This window comes from Pseudotamlana haliotis (assembly GCF_008806375.1).
GTDB classification, from domain to species: domain Bacteria; phylum Bacteroidota; class Bacteroidia; order Flavobacteriales; family Flavobacteriaceae; genus Pseudotamlana; species Pseudotamlana haliotis.
This window is the reverse complement of the sequence record NZ_WAAT01000050.1, coordinates 69,140-89,270: the sequence shown is the minus strand read 5'-3', so window position 1 is coordinate 89,270 and position 20,131 is coordinate 69,140. Positions and strand designations below refer to the sequence as shown.

The window sequence follows — 20,131 nt, the reverse complement described above, 5'->3', positions numbered from 1 at the left end:
AAGCTTAATTTGATTGTTTATGAATTGTAAAGCACTCGGTTTATTGAAGATTATTATAAACCATATTACGCTTCTAAAGCTAAGGGGCCTGCACGAACTTCTGGAATCGCATGTAAAGCTTCACCAATGGTTAGCATTACATTTTTGCAAACTTTAAAAGTTGTTTTATATGAAGTATTTGATTTTAAATGTGCTAAATCTCCAACTGACATGCTGGTACTCGGACTCACAAAACGGTCACTCTTGGTATCTATTTGTAAAGCTAGAGTGCCTTCAAAACCCCAATCGGCATGGCTTGCAGATTGTATTTCGTAAACGTCAAGGTCATATTTAATTGGAGCATCTGAAACAGGGAACTGCTCAGAAGAAGAATCATCGTCAGCTAAAGCCAATGCGATATATTCAGATTTAGATAAGGCCGCTTTTATACTAGAAACATCGGCATCACTGTAATAGCTTATTTTTAATTTGCCATGGCTCTGTGTCTTAACCTTAATATGGCTTCCGCCTACGGTTAGCAATTGATTTTTAACCCCTTCAATGGTATTTTGAACGTCTTGAGATGTTAATTCAACATCTGTAAACTGCAATACAATTTCTTGGTTAGGTGCCTGTACTTGGTGTTGAGAAACAACGCCAAATAAAGTTAAGCTTAAAATAAAAGTACTAAGACACCATCTTGCTATCATGGCGCCAAATATATAAAAATAAAGACTTTATTACTACTGTCTTAGTGAAATTATGATTTTAATTGAATATCAAACGACCCTAGGATTCTATACTTACTAGAATCTTATTTTTTACTTCCATAACCAATAAGCATGAAAGCGTACTTAGGAAACAATCTAGTCGTAATTTTGGCCAACACGATACTAAAAGCAACTAGTAAAAACGTAAAAAACAAGTACGCTAACCAAGGTGAAGTAATATAATGTTTGAAATGGTCATGAATTACAAATAAAAAGTTAAGAACATAAGCGTGTAAGAAAAATATAGGGAAGCTAAATTTTGCTAAGGTATCTATCCAAGGGTGCTTTCTATCTTCAAACCTATTTAACCAAACCATAAAGAAAAAGCACATGATTATTTTTTGTAATAAAATAAGATCTATAGATCCATCAATTTTATCAATATCATAGTGGTAATTTCCAACATAGCCCAAATACGACTGAAATACAGCTAAACCTAACACAGCGCCTAACAAAACCAACTCTTTATTTTTCAGCATCTTATAAATATTATTTCTTTGTTGCGCACACAGGATACCCAATAAATATACCGGCATAAAATAGAACAACGAATGTATCACTTGATAGGCTCTAATTTTCTCATGAGGCCTATGCACAAACAAAGCTATAAGCAGTAAACCACTGACTATAAACACTTGATAATTCAATTTCAACTCAATAAATTTAACATGTAATGGCGAAAATAAAAATAGTAGCATAGCAAATGGTATATACCAATATGCCACCATATGAGCACCACTTATTAAAAATTTAAAAATTGATATGAAATAATGTGCAACAGACCCTTGTGTAAGATCATAATTTAGAATGGAAACCTCCCAAAAATCAGGTTTTGCATAAAGGTATAAAAATATTGGAACCACCGACAAAAACAAATAAGGCAATAAAAGCCGCTTAACTTTATTGTTTAAAAACTTTTTAAAATCAAAGCGATGGTAAAAAACCGTGTAAAAAAGAAACCCTGAAATGAACACAAAATTAATGGTTCCGCCAGAAATTAAATTCTTAATGACGCTTTCAAAAAAAGTATCAATGGTCACTAAGGAAATATCAAAGGCATGTGCTGAAACTATTAAAACAATAGCTAAGGCTCTATAATGGTTAATTGAATTTATAAAGGTCATCAATGGCATTAAAAAGGTTAGATTAAATATAATTGATAAGCACCTAAGCAATTTATTTAATGGACTTACTCCCAAAAAACACGATAACATGAAAAAACAGGCTAATTACTACACCTAAACCTCTTAATATTCAATAAATTGAATAAAAAAAGTCCTGAACATTAATTCAGAACTTTTTAAAAATATATTGATTGGCATTAATTTTTGGCACCCATCGTAAAGCCATAATGAAATTTCAAGCATAATAGCATGACCACACTAAGCACCTTTAAACTAACTTCCTATTACTTTTAATATCAATTCGTCAATCGAGACTTTATCTTGATCTCCTGTAATCATATTTTTTAAGGTAAACTGATTGGCTTCAATTTCTTGTTCACCTACTAAAACCACAAACGGAATTTCACGCTTATTGGCATGATTCATTTGCTTTTTCATTTTAGCTGCATCAGGATACAACTCGGCATTCACATCATTTTTTCGTAGGACTTTAATAGCTTTCAAGCTGAATAAAGCTTCTTTATCTCCAAAGTTTATGAATAAAACCTCTACATTTTTGTTAACGGTTTCAGGAAATAAGCCTAATTCTTCTAAAACCAGATAAATACGATCTAGTCCGAAGCTTATACCAACACCACTCACATCTTTCAACCCGAATATCCCCGTTAAATCATCGTAACGACCACCGCCACCGATTGATCCCATTTTCACGTTTTCTGGAGCAGAGACTTCAAAAATAGCTCCTGTATAGTAGTTTAAACCTCTTGCCAAAGTCACATCCAATTGTAATTTAGCTGTAGAAAGTCCTAATTCAGAAATTGCCGCGTCAATAAAAGCAAGCTCTTCAATACCTTTTAAACCTTCTTCGGAAGTACTTAAAATACTTTTTAAACTGTCTATTTGAGATTCAAAAGAACCTGAAAGTGTAAATAAAGGCTGAAGTTTTGAAATCCCTTCTTCTGAAATTCCTTTACCTAGCATTTCTTCTTTTACTTTCTCCTCACCTATTTTATCAAGCTTATCTAAAGCTACAGTGAAATCGATTAGCTTATCACTAGCACCAATAACTTCAGCAATTCCAGAAAGAATTTTTCTGTTATTGATTTTAATGGTTACGCCCTCTAATTTTAAAGCTGAAAACACCGTATCGTAAAGTTGAATAAATTCCACTTCTTGCCACAATGACTTAGAACCAACTACATCGGCATCACATTGAAAAAACTCTCTAAAACGTCCTTTTTGCGGACGATCGGCACGCCAAACTGGTTGAATTTGATAACGCTTAAACGGAAACTCAATCTCGTTTTGGTGTTGTACCACGTAACGCGCGAAGGGCACGGTTAAATCATAACGTAAAGCTTTTTCTGAAATCGAAGCTGTGATTTTAGTAGAATCTTTTTCAGCGTAAGCTTCAGCATTGGCTTTGGCTAAAAAATCTCCAGAATTTAAAATTTTAAAGATTAAACGATCCCCTTCATCGCCATACTTCCCCATTAAGGTGTTTGAATTCTCAAAACTTGGTGTTTCAATAGGCTGAAACCCGAAGGTTTGAAAAGCACCTCTTATGGTGTTAAAAATATAGTTTCTCTTAGCGACTTGCTCTGGATTAAAATCTCTGGTACCTTTTGGTATGCTTGGTTTTTGAGCCATATAAACGCCTGCAAAGGCAGGTATCTTTTTAATTATTAATATTATTTTTTAATACGCCAAATCATGTTCGTCATGCTGAACTTGTTTCAGCATCACATTTTCACAGTTAGACCATTCTATACTTATAGAGAGCCATAAAAACACGCTAAGCGTGACAAATCAACGGTTTCTAATTAATTATCTTATTAAAATACTTAAACAAATCGCCTTTTGTAATTACAGCACCTTGTTCAATCATTTTAAATTTATCAAGATTTTTATCGTCTGTATAATCTTTATCAGCTTGTAAAAACTCAACTTGATCGTCCATTAGGTTATTACGAAGCCACTCATAACCTTCAGGCGTAGTAATATCTTGATCATTTTTAATATTTACTACAATGGCTTGCATATTGGCTTCTCCCAATCGAAATAAATACATGTGTTGTGCTGAAATATGCTCCATATATTCCGCTTTATTTAGAACACCTTCCCAAATTAAATCACTAAACACATCCAATTCCATTTCTGCTAAATCAGGTTTGTTTTCTTTTAGATTTGCCCACTCCTCGCCGGTAATAGACTGCGTAGCTAAAAAATTTATGAATTCTTGTTCCAATTCTTCGAATTGTTCTTTTGTAAGTCTTGAATATTTCATGTAATAAAATCTATAGATAAAATGCTTTAATTGAGGTGTATTTCATAGAAAAAACCCTATTAAAACAGCTTGCAAATTTATAAAATATCTCTTAGTTCTCTGTACTTATAGTCCATAAAAAAGGCCATCTAAAACAGACAGCCTTCCTTTTATAATTTTTAAGAAAACTAAAACCTATCGAGAATAGTTAGGTGCTTCTTTCGTAATTGTTACATCATGTGGGTGACTTTCAGCAATACCAGAAGCTGTAATTTTCACAAATTCTGAATTGTTTTTCTGATCTTCAATTGTTGCAGAACCACAGTATCCCATTCCCGCTCTTAATCCACCAATAAATTGATGCATTGTTGCGTATAATTCGCCTTTATAAGGTACACGACCTTCAATACCTTCTGGAACTAATTTTAAGCTGTCATCTTCTTTTCCTTGGAAGTAACGGTCTTTTGAACCATTTTTCATAGCCTCAACAGACCCCATACCACGATACGATTTAAAACGACGTCCGTTAAAAAGAATCACCTCACCTGGCGCTTCTTTTGTTCCAGCTAACAGAGACCCTAACATAATAGAATCTGCTCCAGCGGCAATGGCTTTAGGAATATCTCCAGTAAAACGAATACCACCATCTGCAATTACAGGTACTCCAGAACCTTTTAAGGCTGAAGCTACGTTCATTACAGCAGATAATTGCGGATATCCTACACCTGCAACCACACGTGTTGTACAAATTGATCCAGGACCAATCCCTACCTTTACAGCATCAGCTCCAGCTGCTACTAAATCTAAAGCAGCTTTTTCAGTTACGATATTACCAGCAACCACATCTAAATCTGGAAATTCAGCTTTAACTTCTTTTAATTTCGTTAAAATGTTAATAGAATGTCCGTGTGCAGAATCTAAAACTACAGCATCAACACCGGCAGACACTAAGGCTTTTACACGATCTAAACAGTCTGGTGTCACACCAATCGCGGCTGCCACTCTTAACCTTCCGTATTCATCTTTATTGGCGCTAGGGTTTTCTCTAACTTTTATAATATCTCTAAAAGTGATTAAACCTACTAACTTATTGTTTGCATTAACAACAGGAAGTTTTTCAACTTTATTGTCTTGCAAAATATCTTCAGCTTGTTTTAATGAAGTCCCTTCTTTAACTGTAATTAAATCTTCCGAAGTCATCACTTCAGAGATTAATCGCTTTTCATTTCTTTCGAATCTTAAATCACGATTTGTAACAATTCCAACCAATTCATTTTCAGAATCGATTACCGGAATACCACCAATTTTATGTTCAGCCATCAAATTATTGGCGTCTAGAACAGTATCAGTTGCCTTGATTGTTACAGGTTCTAAAATCATCCCTGCTTCAGAACGTTTTACCTTTCTTACTTCTAAGGCCTGTTCTTCAATAGACATGTTTTTGTGTAAAACACCAATTCCACCTTCACGAGCCATAGCTATTGCCATTGCCGCTTCTGTTACCGTATCCATTGCTGCAGATATGATAGGTGTGTTTAAAGGAATGTTTCTTGAAAATTTTGAAGTGATATTTACCGTATTTGGTAACACTTCTGAATAAGCAGGAACTAAAAGTACGTCATCGTAAGTAAGACCTTCTCCTAGAATTTTGTTTTGATGTGAAATCATGATGCAATTACAGTTTAATTGCGTGCAAATATACGTTAATTAATCTCATTAAACTTTGATGCAACGTTAAAATATTACTAATGATTTTCGCAGTATGTGCGTAAAACGTTAAGCGCATATTCATACCGATTTTCTGTAACACTAATATCTTCCTCAAAACGTACCTCCTTAGGAACCATAACTTTATAGAATCCTTTGCCTTTTGCCATGCGTTCTATGGTACGCAGCCCGGCTTCGTCGATATCTTTATATATTGGATTTAGCCAAAGATATTGTTCTTTATGAATTATGAATTCATCCCAAGTTAAAGCTGAGTCTGCTTTTAAAACACGTTCATTTAAATACAAGGCCTGCAACCATTCAAAAGCTTGATTGAACACTGTTTCACTACCTTGATAGGCATAGGATTTCACACTTTTTTTCGTGAACATGCAAAAGGGAAACGCATCAATTAACCGTAATTTATTCGAAATAAACGAGGCCATTTTAGGCCAAATCACTTCACAGCCTCTTTCTTCCATGATGGCATCAAACCACAAATAAAAATCACGACGCTGTTTAATGGTTTCATACTCTAGAAAGCGATTGTTATTTAGATTATAGACATTGGCATCATGCCAAACACTGTTGTTTTTTCGTCGATCGGACTTTAACCAATCGGAAGCGTTTAGCTCTGTTTTTCCTGTAGTTTTTTCAAAAGCGTTTAAAGAAGACCACTCTTTAGCATGCCCGAAGGCTGCAGTAAAAAGAAACCCCACAAAAAAGAATACGCGCATTGAACTTCGGTTTAAAACTTAAAAGTACGGGAATTATTTAAAACTTAATTTCTAAAGTCGCATACCAGTTTCTGGGTGCCGATGGAATGATTCCAGGACCAGGGTATCCTGTAGCACGTCTTGTAAAATAACTATTATCCAAAAGGTTATTAATTCCTGTTTCAAGCTTAAACCTTTTATAGCTATATGATAATGAGATATCTAAAACATCATAAGACGGAATTTCACCAATAACGCCACTTATTCCTGGGGTTACCGAATTTGTAGCATCGGTAAACTGGCTTCCCATATACGTGTACTGAATACTCCCTAATAGGTTTTTATAACCACCACGCAAACCCGTTTTCAGGTTTACATCTGGCACAAATTCCACTTGATTACCTTCAACACCAGACTGGTCAGAATGCGTGTATTCTGAAGCAATAAAAGAAGTATTTACAAAATAATTAAGCTTGAAGTTGTTATTTAAACCTATAATAGCTTTTAAATTAAAATCGAATAAGGATTCTACGCCATACATTACGGCATCACCAATATTACCGCGCTCGGCTACAATACGACCATCGGGAAGTTGCTTTTGAGCAAAACCAATACGATTATCATAAAAGAGCCCGAATAACCCTAAATCATAAGATAAAAAGCGTCTGTAGGTCCCTCGAAGGCCCATGTCAGCTGTAAAACCACTTTCATCTGTGATATCGGGGTTGATAGTAAAGGCTGGATTTGTAATATTAATATCAGAAAAAGTTACCGATCGGTAATTCTGTGAAATATTCCCATAAAGTTCAAAATTCGTATTGGGCTTATAACTTAGACCAAGACCTAACAAAACAAAGGCACGCTCAAAATTTTGATCTTCTTCAACGGTTTCTTCAAAAATCACATTACCAGCCCCGTCTAAATTAAAGTTCTTGTAATAGCCGTCACTTTGGGTTTTAATATATTCAAATCGGAAACCAGGTGTCACCGAAAACTGATCGTTCAAGTAAAAGATATTTTCACCAAATACCGAAACATTTAAATTAGGCAAATCAAACTGTGATTGGTTGGCATAATAAGGATAGTCGTCTGTAGCCATTTCGAAATCAGGACCGATGCCATCACTACCGGGACCTTGTTCTTGAAAATTATTGGCTTTATAAAACTTAGTCCCTATTAAAAAGGTGGCGTCTTTATCTAAAACCTTGTATTTAGATAATAAACGTGATTCAAATCCGAAATTACTAAAATCACCAATAATTAAATCGCGTTCGCCACCAGGATCTACTTGATTCACCCGATTGGTACGAAACCCTAAAGCCTTCCTAGAAGCTTGCAGGCCAAAAAAGTTAAACGTAAAGTTCGTATTTTCTGAAAACTCGTGAGCCAATTTCAAATTATATAAGAACCAATCTACGTCAAACCAGTTTCTTGCACGATTACTTTGATAAGGATCATCCTCAAACATATCATCAGTCAAACCACCAGCTTGTTGCGCCAAATAATCCATATAAGTAATATCTCCAGTCAGTGAAGTCTTATCATTAAACTGATAACCAATTTGAGCAAAGATGTTTTTAGACTCAAACTCTGAATTTGGTCTAAACCCATCACCTTTTTTGTAATTGAAATACGTATAATAGCTCCATTTATCTTTGGTGCCACTTAAGCTTGTAAAATTCGTATATAGTCCGAAACTCCCTAAAGTGTTTCTTGTAATCACTTCAATTGGTTTATTCGGATTAGCTTCTTTCATTTTAAAGTTAATCAAACCACCAAATTGGGTCCCGTATTGCAAAGAAGCGGCACCACGAACGACTTGAATTTCGGCAATGCCTTCTGAAGCAGGCGTATAATAACTCTCTGGGTAGCCCAGAACATCGGCACTGATATCATAACCGTTTTGGCGGGTATTAAAATTTGCCGTACGATTCGGGTCTAAACCACGCCCACCAACATTTAACTGCAAACCGGCATCATCATTCTGATAAATATTCAAGCCTGCCACCTGACTAAAAATTTGACGTGCATTATTAGACGCTAGATTCGCCATAGACTGATCTACTAAAATAACTTCGGTCTTTTTACCAGCGTAAATGGCGGTTTCTTCAACATCATTTAAACGCTGCATTTCAAAAACCTTTTCCTTTCTGGCTGTAATTTCAACTTCAGAAAGTTTGGTCGTTAAATCCTGTAATTCAATCTTTAATTTTTTGGCTTCCGCAGTATTAATTGTGATTTCTTGAGTTTCATATTCAAAAGAAAAAAACACTAAAATCATTTCGTCTTTTGCGGTTTCAAACTGAAACTGCCCTGCAGTATTGGTTTCTGCCACGATTCCTGATGCCTTTTCATACACCTGAACATTGGCTATTGGTTTTTGAGTTTCTGAAAACACAACCACACCATTTACAGGGTTTTGTGCATAAATGGAAACGCTAAAAAGTAGCGCTATTAATACTTTATAAGCCTTTAATGTCATCGTTAAAAGGTAAGATCCAGTGCTTGGGTTTAAATGATTCTTTTTCTTGGTACAAATCTACTGTTTTATCTATATATGGCGCACTTAATCGGCCATTTAATGCCACATAACTTTCAACAAAAACTTGTACATTTTTATGCCCTTGCGATGTAAAGTGATCACCTAAATAATGGGCATACTCTAAAATAAAATCAGGCTGAGACCCCATTTGCTTTTCCTGAAAAGGGGTTAAAAAATCTTTATTATCTACATAAAAAAAGTTTCCTGTTTTAGCATCAACAATTTTGAAAGTAGACATCCCCAGTTTTTCCATAAGCATCACGCGCCATGAAAAGCGGTAGCCCTCTTCAGTCCAAAACAGTTCTCCCGGATATAATAGATACCGAAACGGAAAAGCTAACTGAAACACAAAGAATAAACCAAGAAATGCAATAATTGGCTTTTTAAATCTGAATTTATATTTGCTTTGAGTAGAAACTAAAGTTGAAGGTCTTATGTTCTGAAACAAGTCCTTTATTAAGTTGATGATTTTTTTATGAAAGCTAGCATCAAAGAAAATTAAAGCAGAAGCAATCATCACAAAAGGAAACATGCCAATAGGAAAAAGCACGCGTGTAAATACGTGGAAAACAACCACTAATAAAAAAGCAAAACCACGTGTACGTTTATATAGCAATAAAAACGGAATCGCTAAATCATAAAGCATTCCGCTCCAACTCATGGCATACTGAAACCAGGTTTGATGCATGAGCGTATCGCCTATAAGTGGTAAGTCATATTTTGAGGGCAACCATATTTTTAAAGGCATGGCCCTAAAAAGCCAATCGCTGTTTAATTTGGCCAATCCCGCATAAAAATACACGATGCCTAACAGAAGTTTTACCGCATCAATAGTCCATTTTGGAATGTTTTGATAAGATTGTTTTCTTATGAGATTATCTACCGAGAACTGCGCATTAGCAGGTAAAAAAATCATTAAAAACCCCATTAAACTAATAAAGTAGTAATGATTCAGATAAGTGGTTTTATCCATCAGTTCAATGTAAGTGAAACTGAGAAAAAAGGTGATAATCGCGATTCTGTATTTCAAACCAATAGCTACAAAAATAGCCGAAACTGCGCATATTATAAAAAGTAGATAGGTATAATTACCAAGGGGTTTTACCCATTCAAAACCATAATAAGAAAAGTGAAATTTTGGCTGAATGTATAAGGTTTCAATCCATCCGTGATACCAAAATCGAATCATGCCATAACACATCATAAGCCCAAATAACACACGGAAGACCGCCAGTGGCGCCGCATTTGTATTTTGACTAAAATATGATTTTAAGGTCATGGCTTTAATGTGAAAAAGCTATCTACAAAGTTAAAAACTTTACAGATAGCTTTAAATATGAATTTTATAATGGACTAATCACCATCGGCATCAACATAGTCTACGCTAATATCGAAGGCCTGTAGCATATCCACCTTAAAAGATACTACAAGTAGTTGTAAAGCGTCATAGGCTTGGGTCATCTTTGTATTGTCCGTATTAACTTGTTCATAAAAATTGGCATTTAAACCGCTTAATTGTGTTTCAGCATCACTAAATTGTGTCGTGATTTTTGAAACTAAGTCATTACGATCCAAATACTCTAAATAAGTTTTAAAGCTTTCTCCAGTTGTACTAGTAGCATAGGCCTTTCCGTTAAACATATCGAAAGATGCAGAAAGGGCCTCTAACGCTAGGTCTTGAGAATAAATTTTACTGTATAAACCTTCTACGGTATCAGGTAAGGGCGTGCTTGAAAAATTTCCTGCAGGAATTCCTATTTTGTTAGCGCGTAGTCCTTTTTCAAAATAAAACACATAATCATTAGTCATTTTATTCAAAGCACTGGTTGCTGTATTGCCTGTTTCACTTACAAAAGTATCACGGTAAGAAGATGTCCAATCGTTTAATACGGTTTCGGTTAAAGCTTGCATCTGATCAATAACCTCAGATAAATAGGCTTGGTATTTCGCATCTGTGTATTTTGAAACAATAGTGGCATCATCGGCCGCAACACCATATAACAAATAATCTACCGCAGGAAAACCAACAGCGTCATTATTTTCTGGGTGCGACAAATTATATGAACCATTGGCTATATTGTCTTCAACTTCTTGCACTGAAGTTGGATACACATTCATTTGAAAACCATAAAGTAATGCTTCTGCTTTACCAATGTTATACATTTCAACAGACTGCCAAGCTTTATAGGCTGTTAACCAAGAACCTCTTAAAGCTTCCAAATTGGTTTGATCTGGAGTCGCAATAAAATGATCTTTATCGGTTTTGAGAGTTTTAAGTTTAGTGTTTAGGTCTTGAAAAGCTGGAATAATGATATTATCAGCAAGGTTTTCTAACAAGGCCCCTCTATCGAAAGCATCTGTAACACCCGAAGGACTATCATCTGATGACGATGAACTACAGGCATATAAAAATGTCGCGGTTAATAAGGCTAAAAAAACGTTTCTCAATGTACGCATGTCTTTATGATTTGTATAAAATAGCAAAAACAGCAAATGTATCACTTAAATACATTTGCTGCTTAAAAAAATCTTTTTTTAGTTTGCCGCTTCTTCAACTGTAAAGCCAAATGCAGCTGCAATATTCCCAGACATAGTGTCTAAAGTCGTATCTGGAACACTCCAAAATCCTTCACCAGCCATTAAAGTATCTAACATCACCTCAACTTCAGACTTAGAAAAATAAGCTTCTCCTGTATCATTATTTCTTGTGAACTGTAAGCTATAGATAAACCCGTAACCCTCAGATAAAGAATGGAATGCAGCACCATTATCACCAGAAGCTAAACCAGCTTTACCAGCTTGTAAATAATAAACGGCACGTACTGCAGGTACTAAAGAGATTTTTTCTCTTAAAATTTCAACCTGCTCATCACGCACTGAGTATTCACCTTCTGTGATTGCTGCTCTACCTAATTTAAAAGCGTCATAAATATCATCAGCAATTCCTGAAAAATCTGAATCACCATCTACACTCGCTAAGTATTTGTTTAAAAATTGATCAGCGTTTAATTCTGGTACATCAGGATTCTCTTCGTTACCATATAAGTAACCGTAAGCTTCATCCCATTTGTGTTCCATAGTCGTATAAGCATTGCTACCATCTAAAATTTCAGCATCGTTATTTTCAATATTAGAACCAGCATCTAAAACAGCATCACTTAAGTAGTTGTTTAAAATTTGGTCTATCATTAAACCACCAATAAGTCCTTTAGCAAACGCTTGGTTATACTCTAAACCTTTAGCGTTAACATAACGAACAGTACCACTTGCTTGTTGAATCGCACCAGCAGCACCTTCAGAAGCAATATCACCCCAACTTGGGAATACTTCGTCAACTTGTGCCGCAATCCAAGCATCAAAATCTCCTTTTATTGCATTAGAATCAGTACTATTTGCAGAATAATAATCAGTAGAAGCTGCAACTTTACTTCTTACATTTTTATTTGAACTATTTAAACCAGATTCTAAGAAGTCATCGCCATTTTCAACATGAGCAAACATATCGTCTATTTGCGCTTCAGTAGAACCGTTATCTTTTAAAGCAGAAACAATTTCATCTGCCATTTGAATTCTAGTGGTTTGACCTGAGAAACTTACGGTTGAATTTCCATCTCTTGTAAATACATAAGTTGCAGGAGCTTCAACATTTTTTTCATTGCTTCCTCCGTCATCATCACTTGAACATGATTGAAATAAAGCAGATACTACAAAGAGACTTAAAACTAATTTTTTCATTACTAATTAATATTTGGTTTTTATTCTTATTTAGACTGACTTGTAATAGCCGTCCGTTTTCGGCCACAAATATATAACTACATTTCAATCACACAAAATTAATTTAGATTAGATTTAAATAAATATTGAATTAATAATAAACCTTGAATATTTTTGAAGCTTCATTAAAAGCGCTTTCAAAACTAAGCGCATTCAAGTTGTTTTTCTGCTTTGTAGTAAAATAAGAGAGTAATTTTTCGGTTGGCATGTTGCCAATGAGTTCATCTTTCGCCATGGGACAGCCACCAAAACCTTGAATAGCACCATCAAAGCGTGTACAACCTGCTTTATAGGCCGCGTCTATTTTTTCAAACCAACTGCTGGGCGTGGTATGTAAATGGGCACCAAATTCAATGTGAGCATACTCAGGAATAAGGTTAGAAAACAAATAATCAATAGTTTCTGGTGTAGAAGTCCCTACCGTATCACTTAAAGACACTATTTTAACCCCCATTTGGGCTAATTTTTCTGTCCACTCCCCTACAATATCTACATTCCACGGGTCACCATAGGGATTTCCAAAGCCCATAGAAATATAAACAACCACCTCTTTATTGGCTTTATCGGCGATTTCTAAAATTTCTGAAAGGGTTACCACAGATTGAGCGATAGTTTTATGCGTATTTCGCATTTGAAAATTTTCTGAAATCGAAAAGGGATAGCCTAAATACTGAATCTCTTTATGCTGACTCGCGTCTGAAGCACCACGCGTATTAGCAATAATAGCTAAAAGTTTACTGCTTGTCTTGCTTAAATCTAATTGTGCTAAAACTTCGGCTGTATCTGCCATTTGCGGAATGGCCTTTGGCGACACAAAACTCCCAAAATCGATGGTATCATAACCAACACGAAGTAAAGACTGTATATATTGAACCTTTTGAGCCGTAGGAATAAATTGCTTTATACCCTGCATAGCATCTCTAGGACATTCAATAATTTTTATGGGTGCAGACATAAACTTCTAAATGAAAGCTAAAAGTAATATTTATTTTTAAGTATTCAGAATATGCGTGTATCGGAAAATTCAAGCCTTATTTATTTAGAATGGCCTTATTAATTTCCTTAATCAAACCAGGCCCTTCGTAAATAAAACCGGTATAAATCTGCACCAAATCTGCGCCAGCATCTAGCTTATCAAGAGCATCTTTTCCAGAGTGAATACCTCCAACTCCAATGATTGGAAAGGCTTTATTGCTTTTTTCTGAAAGGTATTTGATAACCGCTGTACTTTTATCTTTTACTGGTTGTCCGCTCAAACCTCCGTTTCCTATAGATTCTAATAATTCATCTGAAGCCTTTAAATCACTTCTATCGGTTGATGTATTACTAGCGATTACACCATCTAAATTGGTTTCATTAACCAATTCAATGATTTCATCTAACTGCATGTTATTTAAATCTGGGGCAATTTTAAGTACAATAGGTTTTTGTTTATCGAAATTTTTATTAGCTGTTTGCACCGCGCCAATTAATTCTAACAAATAATCTTTGTCGTTTAATTTAGCGTGACTCCCTACATTCGGACAGCTTACATTAAGCACAAAATAATCTACATAAGGATGTAAGGCATTAAAACACTCTAAATAATCCTTGGTATAATCTTCAGGTTTTGTAGTGGTATTTTTGCCAATGTTTCCTCCAATAATGAGTTTGCCTTGATTCTTTTTCAACTGAGAAATGGCAGCCTCTAAACCTTCATTATTAAAACCCATTCGGTTGATAATCCCCTGGTCTTCTTTTAATCTGAACAAACGTTTTTTCGGATTTCCGGCTTGACCTTTTGGTGTTACGGTTCCTATTTCAATGAAACCAAATCCGAAATTAGCCAATTCATTATAAAGCACGGCGTTTTTATCAAATCCCGCAGCTAATCCCACCGGGTTTTTAAATGTTAATCCGAATAATTTTCGTTCCAGACGCTGATCATTAATCACATACAGACTTCTAAAAATCGCTGAAACGCCAGGGATTTTAGAGGTGATTTTAATTAATGAAAAAGTGAAATGGTGAATTTTTTCAGGATCGAACAAGAAAAATAAAGGGCGAAGTAATAGTTTGTACATCTTTATTATTTGTGCAAAAATACCGCTAAATAATCTAAATAAAAAATCAACCAATTGTTAAGCACAAAAAAATTAATATTCGTAATTTAGAAGATAAATCCAAAAACAAATAAACTCTTAAAAGTCAAAGGGTTTAAATCTTAATTTGATTAATATTTTTTTAGAATGATAGCAAAAGAACACATCATAAAGCGATTTGTGAGTTATGTAACCGTTGACACCGAATCTGACCCAACCTCAAACACCACACCGAGCACCAAAAAACAATGGGATTTAGCCAATAAATTGGTTGAAGAATTAAAAGCCATAGGCCTATCTGATGTGAGTATCGACGAGAACGCCTATATCGTGGCGACCCTTCCTAGTAATGTTGACCATGAGGTTCCAACGATTGGCTTTGTATCACATTTTGATACCTCTCCAGATTTTACAGGCGCTAACGTAAACCCTCAAATTATAGAAGAATATGACGGTAAAGACATCGTTTTAAATGAAGCTGAAAACATCGTGTTATCCCCAGAATATTTTGAAGATTTAAACCAATACGTGGGCCAAACATTAATCACAACCGACGGCACGACGCTTTTAGGTGCCGATGATAAGGCTGGTATTTGTGAAATCGTTTCGTCCATGGAATACCTTATCAATCATCCTGAAATTAAACATGGCACCATTAAAATCGGTTTTACACCAGATGAAGAAATTGGTAGAGGCGCTCATAAGTTTGATGTTAAAAAATTTGGTGCCGATTGGGCTTACACCATGGATGGAAGTCAAATTGGGGAACTAGAATATGAAAACTTCAATGCTGCAGGGGCTGTAGTCACCGTAAAAGGAAAAATTGTACACCCTGGTTATGCTAAAGGTAAGCTTATAAACTCGATGTATATTGCTACGGAATTCATCAATTCCTTACCAAGAATGGAAACCCCAGAACATACCGAAGGTTACCAAGGTTTTTTCCATTTACATAATATGAAAGGTGAAGTTGAAGAAACTGTACTTGAATATATTATTCGTGACCATGACCGCGGACATTTTGAAGCCCGTAAAGAAGTGATGATAAAACTTACCAACGAACTTAATTCGCAGTACGGTTATGAAGTGATTTCTACCGAAATCAAAGACCAGTACTTTAACATGCTTGAGAAAATTGAACCTGTAATGCATATTGTTGATATTGCTGAAGAAGCTATGAAACAAGTGAACGTAACCCCTATCGTTAAAGCCATTCGTGGTGGCACCGATGGTGCGCAACTGAGTTATATGGGCTTACCTTGTCCGAATATATTTGCTGGCGGACATAATTTTCATGGGCGTTACGAGTATGTTCCTGTGGAAAGCATGATTAAAGCCACCGAGGTGATTTGTAAAATCGCAGAGCTTACAGCCATAAAGGAATAGTTCTTGTAAAACTAAAAACACCTTTAACCGAGGATGCTTGGCATTCTATAAAAACAAAAATTATGAAAATTCATATTTTAATGCTTTCCGCAGTCTTATTGGTTTCTAGCTGTAAAGCGCAAAACACAACAAATAAAAACGAAGGCAGCATGTCTAAAACTGAAACAGTAACCCACGACATTAGTATGTACCCACAAGCTAATGATGATCAACTTAGACACATCATAGAGCTTCCAAAAACAGAAGATGACTATGCTTATAAAGTCGAGCTTTATGTTGGAAAAATGGCTGAAATCGATTGTAATCAAAGTATGCTTTCCGGTGCTTTTAAATCAGAAAATGTATCTGGTTGGGGCTATTCTTACTACAATTTTGAAACCAACGGACAAATTGCAAGCACCAAACGTATGTGTCCAGATAACACCAAATACGAAGCCTTTGTAAAATCAACAGGTGAAATTGCAAGGTATAACAGCAAATTACCTATTGTGGTTTACACCCCTAAAGGTTATGAAGTACGATATAAGATTTGGTCGAGAAACAATACAGAACAAACAGCTACTGTAAAATAAATTAAAATGGAAAAGGTACATTCCGTAGATGAGTATATAGATAATCATAGTTCTTATCGCGAAGCTTTGGAGCTTTTACGTGATATTGTTTTATCCACAAATCTCACTGAAACCATAAAATGGAATGCACCCACCTACACCTTAAACGGTAAGAACGTTTTATCTATAGCAGCGTTTAAAAATCATTTTTGTATTTGGTTCTATAACGGCGCAACGTTAAAAGACAAGTATAATTTATTAGTTAACGTACAGGAAGGAAAAACAAAAGCCCTTCGGCAGATGCGTTTTGATTCCCTTGAAGCTATTAACAAAGTTCAAGTATTAGCTTATATCAGAGAAGCCTTTCTAAATGAAGAACTTGGTAATATTGTAAAGACAAAGCGTGTTAAAAAAGAGCTTTTGATTCCAAATGAATTCCAATTAGCTTTTGATTCTAGCTCCGAATTAAATTCAAGTTTTCAAGCTTTAACACCTTATAAACAACGAGAATACTGTGAACATATTAGTTCAGCGAAGCGTGAAGCCACCAAACAATCGCGATTAGAGAAAATAAAACCGTTGATTTTAAAAGGCGTTGGCTTACACGACAAGTACAAAAACTGTTAACCATAAGGAATTAACAAATATATCATATCATGAAAATCAATAACATATTAGAAAACATAGGCGACACGCCTGTGGTTAGATTAATCAAGCTCTTTCCAGAGGCTAATGTTTGGATGAAACTCGAAAAGGCAAACCCAGGAGGAAGTATCAAAGATAGAATTGCTTTATCAATGATTGAAGATGCAGAAAAGAAAAACATTTTAAGCAAAGACACACAAATTATTGAGCCTACTTCTGGAAACACAGGTGTAGGTTTAGCCATGGTTTGTGCTATAAAAGGCTACCAACTTACTTTGGTGATGCCAGAATCTATGTCAGTTGAAAGACGTGCCTTAATGGCGGCTTACGGCGCTAATTTAGTTTTAACACCAAAGGAAGAAGGCTTAGGTGGTACCATTGCCAAGGCTAATGAACTACTTGAAACTACAAAAAATGCGTGGATGCCTTCACAATTTACCAATCCATCAAACCCTGAAATTCACAGAAAAACAACGGCTTTAGAAATTTCTAAAGATTTCCCTGATGGTTTAGATTATTTCATCACTGGTGTTGGAACTGGTGGTCATATTACTGGAATTTCAGAAGTCTTAAAAGAAAAATATGCCGACTTAAAAGTTCTAGCTGTTGAGCCTGATGATTCACCAATCATTTCTGGTGGCGAGCCAGGACCACACCCTTTGCAAGGTATCGGGCCAGGTTTTTTTCCTGAAGTATTTAACAAAGAAGCGATTGATGGCGCAGTTAGAATCACTAAAGAAGAAGCTTTCGCGGAAGTTAAAAACATTGCTAAAAAAGAAGGAATTCTCGTTGGAATTTCTACCGGAGCTTCTTTAGCAGCTGTTAGAAAACAGTTAACTAACTTCAAAGAAGACGATGTGGTTTTAACCATGAATTACGACACCGGTGAGCGCTACCTTTCTATAGAAAGTTTGCTGTAAAACCTGTGTTTATAAATTAAAAAAGCTTCCTCAAACAGGAAGCTTTTTTGATTTTAGACAACATAAATAGTGTCTACTTTATTTATAGAGATACTTTAGTACCTACATCTTTTCCATCTATAATATCGATAATGGTATTTGGGTTTGTACCATTAGCAATATAGGTTGGTATATTTTTGGCAGCAGCAGCCTGTGCATAGTCTAGTTTAGACCCCATACCACCTCGGCCTTCACCTTCAGCTTTGTTACTACTTTTAATAAAGCGCCCTAAATCATCTTCTGGGTCAACATTAGAAATTAAGTTACTGTCTTTAGATTCTGGATGCCCTGAGTAAAGTCCATCAATATCTGTTAAAATAATCAGCTTATCTGCTTGAATCAGTTGCGCAATTAAACTTGCCAATTCATCATTATCAGAGAACATAGAGTTTCTCACTGAAACAGCATCATCTTCATTAGCGATTGGAATAACGCCTTCTTGCATTAAACCTTCCACGCAGTTAATCATGTTCTCACGGTGTACCCCTGGTGAAAAATCACGCTTGGTAGGCAATACCTGAGCACATTTCATGCCATAATCATAAAAGATATTATAATACAAACGCATCATTCTTGGTTGTCCTATTGAAGAATACACCTGACGGCGTTGTGCTTTATTTTTAATTTTAGCCTTACCTAGAACTTCTTTACCTGCGATTACAGATCCTGAAGAAACTAAAATCACCATGACATCTCTATCATAAAGTTCGGCTATTTGTCTTACTAAATTTCTTAGTACTGGTCTAACAATTCTGTTATCCTTGTTGGTCATCACATTGGTACCAACCTTAATTACTACTCTTTCCTTATACATCTTATTAATGTTCTTCTCCTAATTCAATTGCACGATTAAATGCAGCATAAGCAGCATCCCTAATTAACACATCTACTTTATTGTCTTCCAAAGAATTCAATGCTGCTCTTGTTGTTCCTCCTTTAGAGGCTACACGATCCATCCACTCTCTTGGTGTGATATCAGATTGACTAAAAAGCTCAACGGCACCGGCAAAAGTTTGTGTTACTAATGTTGTTCCGTCTTCTTTTGAAAAGCCCATTTCTGCAGCAGCTTTCATCATACTTTCCATAAAAAAGAAAACGTATGCTGGTCCGCTTCCAGAAATACCTGTTGAAGCATCAATAAAATTTTCATTGGATACCTCAAGTGATTTCCCTGTAGTACTTAACAAGGTTTCTACTGCTGAAGCTTCATCTTTCGATACTTCGGCAGAAGCCACAAAAGACGTTAATCCTTTTCCAATTTGTGCTGGTAAATTAGGCATAGCTCTTACCACTTTATCTAAACCAGACATTTTTTGCATAGCCCCTATAGTGACACCTGCCATAACAGATACTATAATTTGATTTTTGTTGGTATAAGGCTTAATATTTTCAAATACGCTTTCGGCGTGAAATGGCTTTACGGCTATAAATATAACATCTGCCGATGGCACACATTCTTTTAAGTCTCTATAGGCGTCAAAATATGGAATTTCGTCAAGTTCTTTCAGCTTTTCTTCGCTGTTATCAAGAACCATAATGTTATTTCCTTCTAGAAGTTTGGACTTCGACATGCCCTCGGCATAGGTTAATCCCATATTTCCGGCTCCGATTACTAGTACTTTCATGTGTTT

The 20,131-nt window shown here is 35.5% G+C and carries 18 protein-coding genes; 4 read left to right on the top strand and 14 right to left on the bottom strand.

Annotation, left to right across the window (positions count from 1 at the left end; translation table 11 throughout):
- Positions 1-65 precede the first annotated feature (65 nt).
- The 12 genes from F6U93_RS11765 to F6U93_RS11710 form a co-directional block, all read right to left on the bottom strand.
- Positions 66-689 (bottom strand): hypothetical protein, encoded by a 624-nt coding sequence (locus F6U93_RS11765; protein ID WP_150940044.1) that lies wholly within the window; start codon positions 687-689, stop codon positions 66-68.
- A gap of 104 nt (positions 690-793) precedes the next feature.
- On the bottom strand, positions 794-1,873 hold the full coding sequence (locus F6U93_RS11760; protein WP_191963507.1) for an acyltransferase family protein: 1,080 nt from the start codon (positions 1,871-1,873) through the stop codon (positions 794-796).
- A gap of 273 nt (positions 1,874-2,146) precedes the next feature.
- A complete protein-coding gene (gene hisS, locus F6U93_RS11755; RefSeq protein WP_150940040.1) occupies positions 2,147-3,523 on the bottom strand; it encodes a histidine--tRNA ligase in 1,377 nt (458 codons plus the stop codon).
- 169 nt (positions 3,524-3,692) lie between these two features.
- Positions 3,693-4,160 (bottom strand): DUF6495 family protein, encoded by a 468-nt coding sequence (locus tag F6U93_RS11750; RefSeq protein WP_150940038.1) that lies wholly within the window; start codon positions 4,158-4,160, stop codon positions 3,693-3,695.
- A 174-nt stretch (positions 4,161-4,334) separates the two neighbouring features.
- Positions 4,335-5,807, bottom strand: coding sequence for an IMP dehydrogenase (gene guaB / locus F6U93_RS11745; protein WP_150940036.1), 1,473 nt, complete (start codon positions 5,805-5,807; stop codon positions 4,335-4,337).
- Positions 5,808-5,884: 77 nt separating this feature from the next.
- Positions 5,885-6,583 (bottom strand): Insecticidal toxin complex protein, encoded by a 699-nt coding sequence (locus tag F6U93_RS11740; RefSeq protein WP_150940034.1) that lies wholly within the window; start codon positions 6,581-6,583, stop codon positions 5,885-5,887.
- A gap of 37 nt (positions 6,584-6,620) precedes the next feature.
- Complete coding sequence (locus F6U93_RS11735; protein WP_150940032.1) at positions 6,621-9,044, bottom strand: TonB-dependent receptor domain-containing protein; 2,424 nt, start codon at positions 9,042-9,044, stop codon at positions 6,621-6,623.
- The gene (locus tag F6U93_RS11730) at positions 9,025-10,383 is read right to left on the bottom strand and encodes an HTTM domain-containing protein (protein ID WP_150940031.1); all 1,359 of its coding nucleotides are present in this window, start codon (positions 10,381-10,383) and stop codon (positions 9,025-9,027) included. The genes F6U93_RS11735 and F6U93_RS11730 overlap by 20 nt, the downstream gene beginning before the upstream one ends.
- 74 nt (positions 10,384-10,457) lie before the next feature.
- Positions 10,458-11,561: an imelysin family protein gene (locus F6U93_RS11725; RefSeq protein ID WP_150940029.1), complete on the bottom strand. Its 1,104-nt coding sequence runs from the start codon at positions 11,559-11,561 to the stop codon at positions 10,458-10,460.
- Between the two features lie 78 nt (positions 11,562-11,639).
- Complete coding sequence (locus F6U93_RS11720; protein ID WP_150940028.1) at positions 11,640-12,839, bottom strand: DUF4856 domain-containing protein; 1,200 nt, start codon at positions 12,837-12,839, stop codon at positions 11,640-11,642.
- A gap of 130 nt (positions 12,840-12,969) precedes the next feature.
- Positions 12,970-13,833 carry a hydroxymethylglutaryl-CoA lyase gene (locus tag F6U93_RS11715; protein WP_150940026.1) on the bottom strand — a complete coding sequence of 288 codons (864 nt, stop codon included), beginning with the start codon at positions 13,831-13,833 and terminating at the stop codon, positions 12,970-12,972.
- Between the two features lie 76 nt (positions 13,834-13,909).
- The gene (locus F6U93_RS11710) at positions 13,910-14,941 is read right to left on the bottom strand and encodes a quinone-dependent dihydroorotate dehydrogenase (protein WP_150940024.1); all 1,032 of its coding nucleotides are present in this window, start codon (positions 14,939-14,941) and stop codon (positions 13,910-13,912) included.
- A gap of 165 nt (positions 14,942-15,106) precedes the next feature.
- Here F6U93_RS11710 and pepT point away from each other — a divergent pair, with 165 nt between their 5' ends.
- The 4 genes from pepT (at position 15,107) to cysK (ending at position 18,461) form a co-directional block, all read left to right on the top strand.
- Positions 15,107-16,345: a peptidase T gene (gene pepT, locus F6U93_RS11705; protein WP_150940022.1), complete on the top strand. Its 1,239-nt coding sequence runs from the start codon at positions 15,107-15,109 to the stop codon at positions 16,343-16,345.
- Positions 16,346-16,407: 62 nt separating this feature from the next.
- Entirely contained in the window at positions 16,408-16,917 is a 510-nt protein-coding gene (gene eco, locus F6U93_RS11700; protein WP_150940020.1) for a serine protease inhibitor ecotin, read from the top strand.
- A 6-nt stretch (positions 16,918-16,923) separates the two neighbouring features.
- On the top strand, positions 16,924-17,523 hold the full coding sequence (locus F6U93_RS11695) for a YdeI/OmpD-associated family protein (protein WP_150940017.1): 600 nt from the start codon (positions 16,924-16,926) through the stop codon (positions 17,521-17,523).
- A 29-nt stretch (positions 17,524-17,552) separates the two neighbouring features.
- The gene (cysK, locus tag F6U93_RS11690) at positions 17,553-18,461 is read left to right on the top strand and encodes a cysteine synthase A (protein WP_150940015.1); all 909 of its coding nucleotides are present in this window, start codon (positions 17,553-17,555) and stop codon (positions 18,459-18,461) included.
- Positions 18,462-18,543: 82 nt separating this feature from the next.
- Here cysK and proB read toward each other — a convergent pair whose 3' ends face one another.
- Complete coding sequence (gene proB, locus F6U93_RS11685) at positions 18,544-19,314, bottom strand: glutamate 5-kinase (RefSeq protein WP_150940013.1); 771 nt, start codon at positions 19,312-19,314, stop codon at positions 18,544-18,546.
- Between the two features lie 4 nt (positions 19,315-19,318).
- Positions 19,319-20,125, bottom strand: coding sequence for a pyrroline-5-carboxylate reductase (gene proC, locus F6U93_RS11680; RefSeq protein WP_150940011.1), 807 nt, complete (start codon positions 20,123-20,125; stop codon positions 19,319-19,321).
- Between the last annotated feature and the right edge of the window lie 6 nt (positions 20,126-20,131).

What these genes read in the sequence shown, in the direction of transcription:
- F6U93_RS11710 (WP_150940024.1), bottom strand. Translation starts at nt 14,941, where the DNA reads ATGTACAAACTATTACTTCGCCCTTTATTTTTCTTGTTCGATCCTGAA.
- eco (WP_150940020.1), top strand. Translation starts at nt 16,408, where the DNA reads ATGAAAATTCATATTTTAATGCTTTCCGCAGTCTTATTGGTTTCTAGC.
- pepT (WP_150940022.1), top strand. Translation starts at nt 15,107, where the DNA reads ATGATAGCAAAAGAACACATCATAAAGCGATTTGTGAGTTATGTAACC.
- guaB (WP_150940036.1), bottom strand. Translation starts at nt 5,807, where the DNA reads ATGATTTCACATCAAAACAAAATTCTAGGAGAAGGTCTTACTTACGAT.
- proC (WP_150940011.1), bottom strand. Translation starts at nt 20,125, where the DNA reads ATGAAAGTACTAGTAATCGGAGCCGGAAATATGGGATTAACCTATGCC.
- F6U93_RS11740 (WP_150940034.1), bottom strand. Translation starts at nt 6,583, where the DNA reads ATGCGCGTATTCTTTTTTGTGGGGTTTCTTTTTACTGCAGCCTTCGGG.
- F6U93_RS11765 (WP_150940044.1), bottom strand. Translation starts at nt 689, where the DNA reads ATGATAGCAAGATGGTGTCTTAGTACTTTTATTTTAAGCTTAACTTTA.
- cysK (WP_150940015.1), top strand. Translation starts at nt 17,553, where the DNA reads ATGAAAATCAATAACATATTAGAAAACATAGGCGACACGCCTGTGGTT.
- proB (WP_150940013.1), bottom strand. Translation starts at nt 19,314, where the DNA reads ATGTATAAGGAAAGAGTAGTAATTAAGGTTGGTACCAATGTGATGACC.
- F6U93_RS11760 (WP_191963507.1), bottom strand. Translation starts at nt 1,873, where the DNA reads ATGACCTTTATAAATTCAATTAACCATTATAGAGCCTTAGCTATTGTT.
- F6U93_RS11730 (WP_150940031.1), bottom strand. Translation starts at nt 10,383, where the DNA reads ATGACCTTAAAATCATATTTTAGTCAAAATACAAATGCGGCGCCACTG.
- F6U93_RS11720 (WP_150940028.1), bottom strand. Translation starts at nt 12,839, where the DNA reads ATGAAAAAATTAGTTTTAAGTCTCTTTGTAGTATCTGCTTTATTTCAA.
- F6U93_RS11725 (WP_150940029.1), bottom strand. Translation starts at nt 11,561, where the DNA reads ATGCGTACATTGAGAAACGTTTTTTTAGCCTTATTAACCGCGACATTT.
- F6U93_RS11695 (WP_150940017.1), top strand. Translation starts at nt 16,924, where the DNA reads ATGGAAAAGGTACATTCCGTAGATGAGTATATAGATAATCATAGTTCT.
- F6U93_RS11715 (WP_150940026.1), bottom strand. Translation starts at nt 13,833, where the DNA reads ATGTCTGCACCCATAAAAATTATTGAATGTCCTAGAGATGCTATGCAG.
- F6U93_RS11750 (WP_150940038.1), bottom strand. Translation starts at nt 4,160, where the DNA reads ATGAAATATTCAAGACTTACAAAAGAACAATTCGAAGAATTGGAACAA.
- F6U93_RS11735 (WP_150940032.1), bottom strand. Translation starts at nt 9,044, where the DNA reads ATGACATTAAAGGCTTATAAAGTATTAATAGCGCTACTTTTTAGCGTT.
- hisS (WP_150940040.1), bottom strand. Translation starts at nt 3,523, where the DNA reads ATGGCTCAAAAACCAAGCATACCAAAAGGTACCAGAGATTTTAATCCA.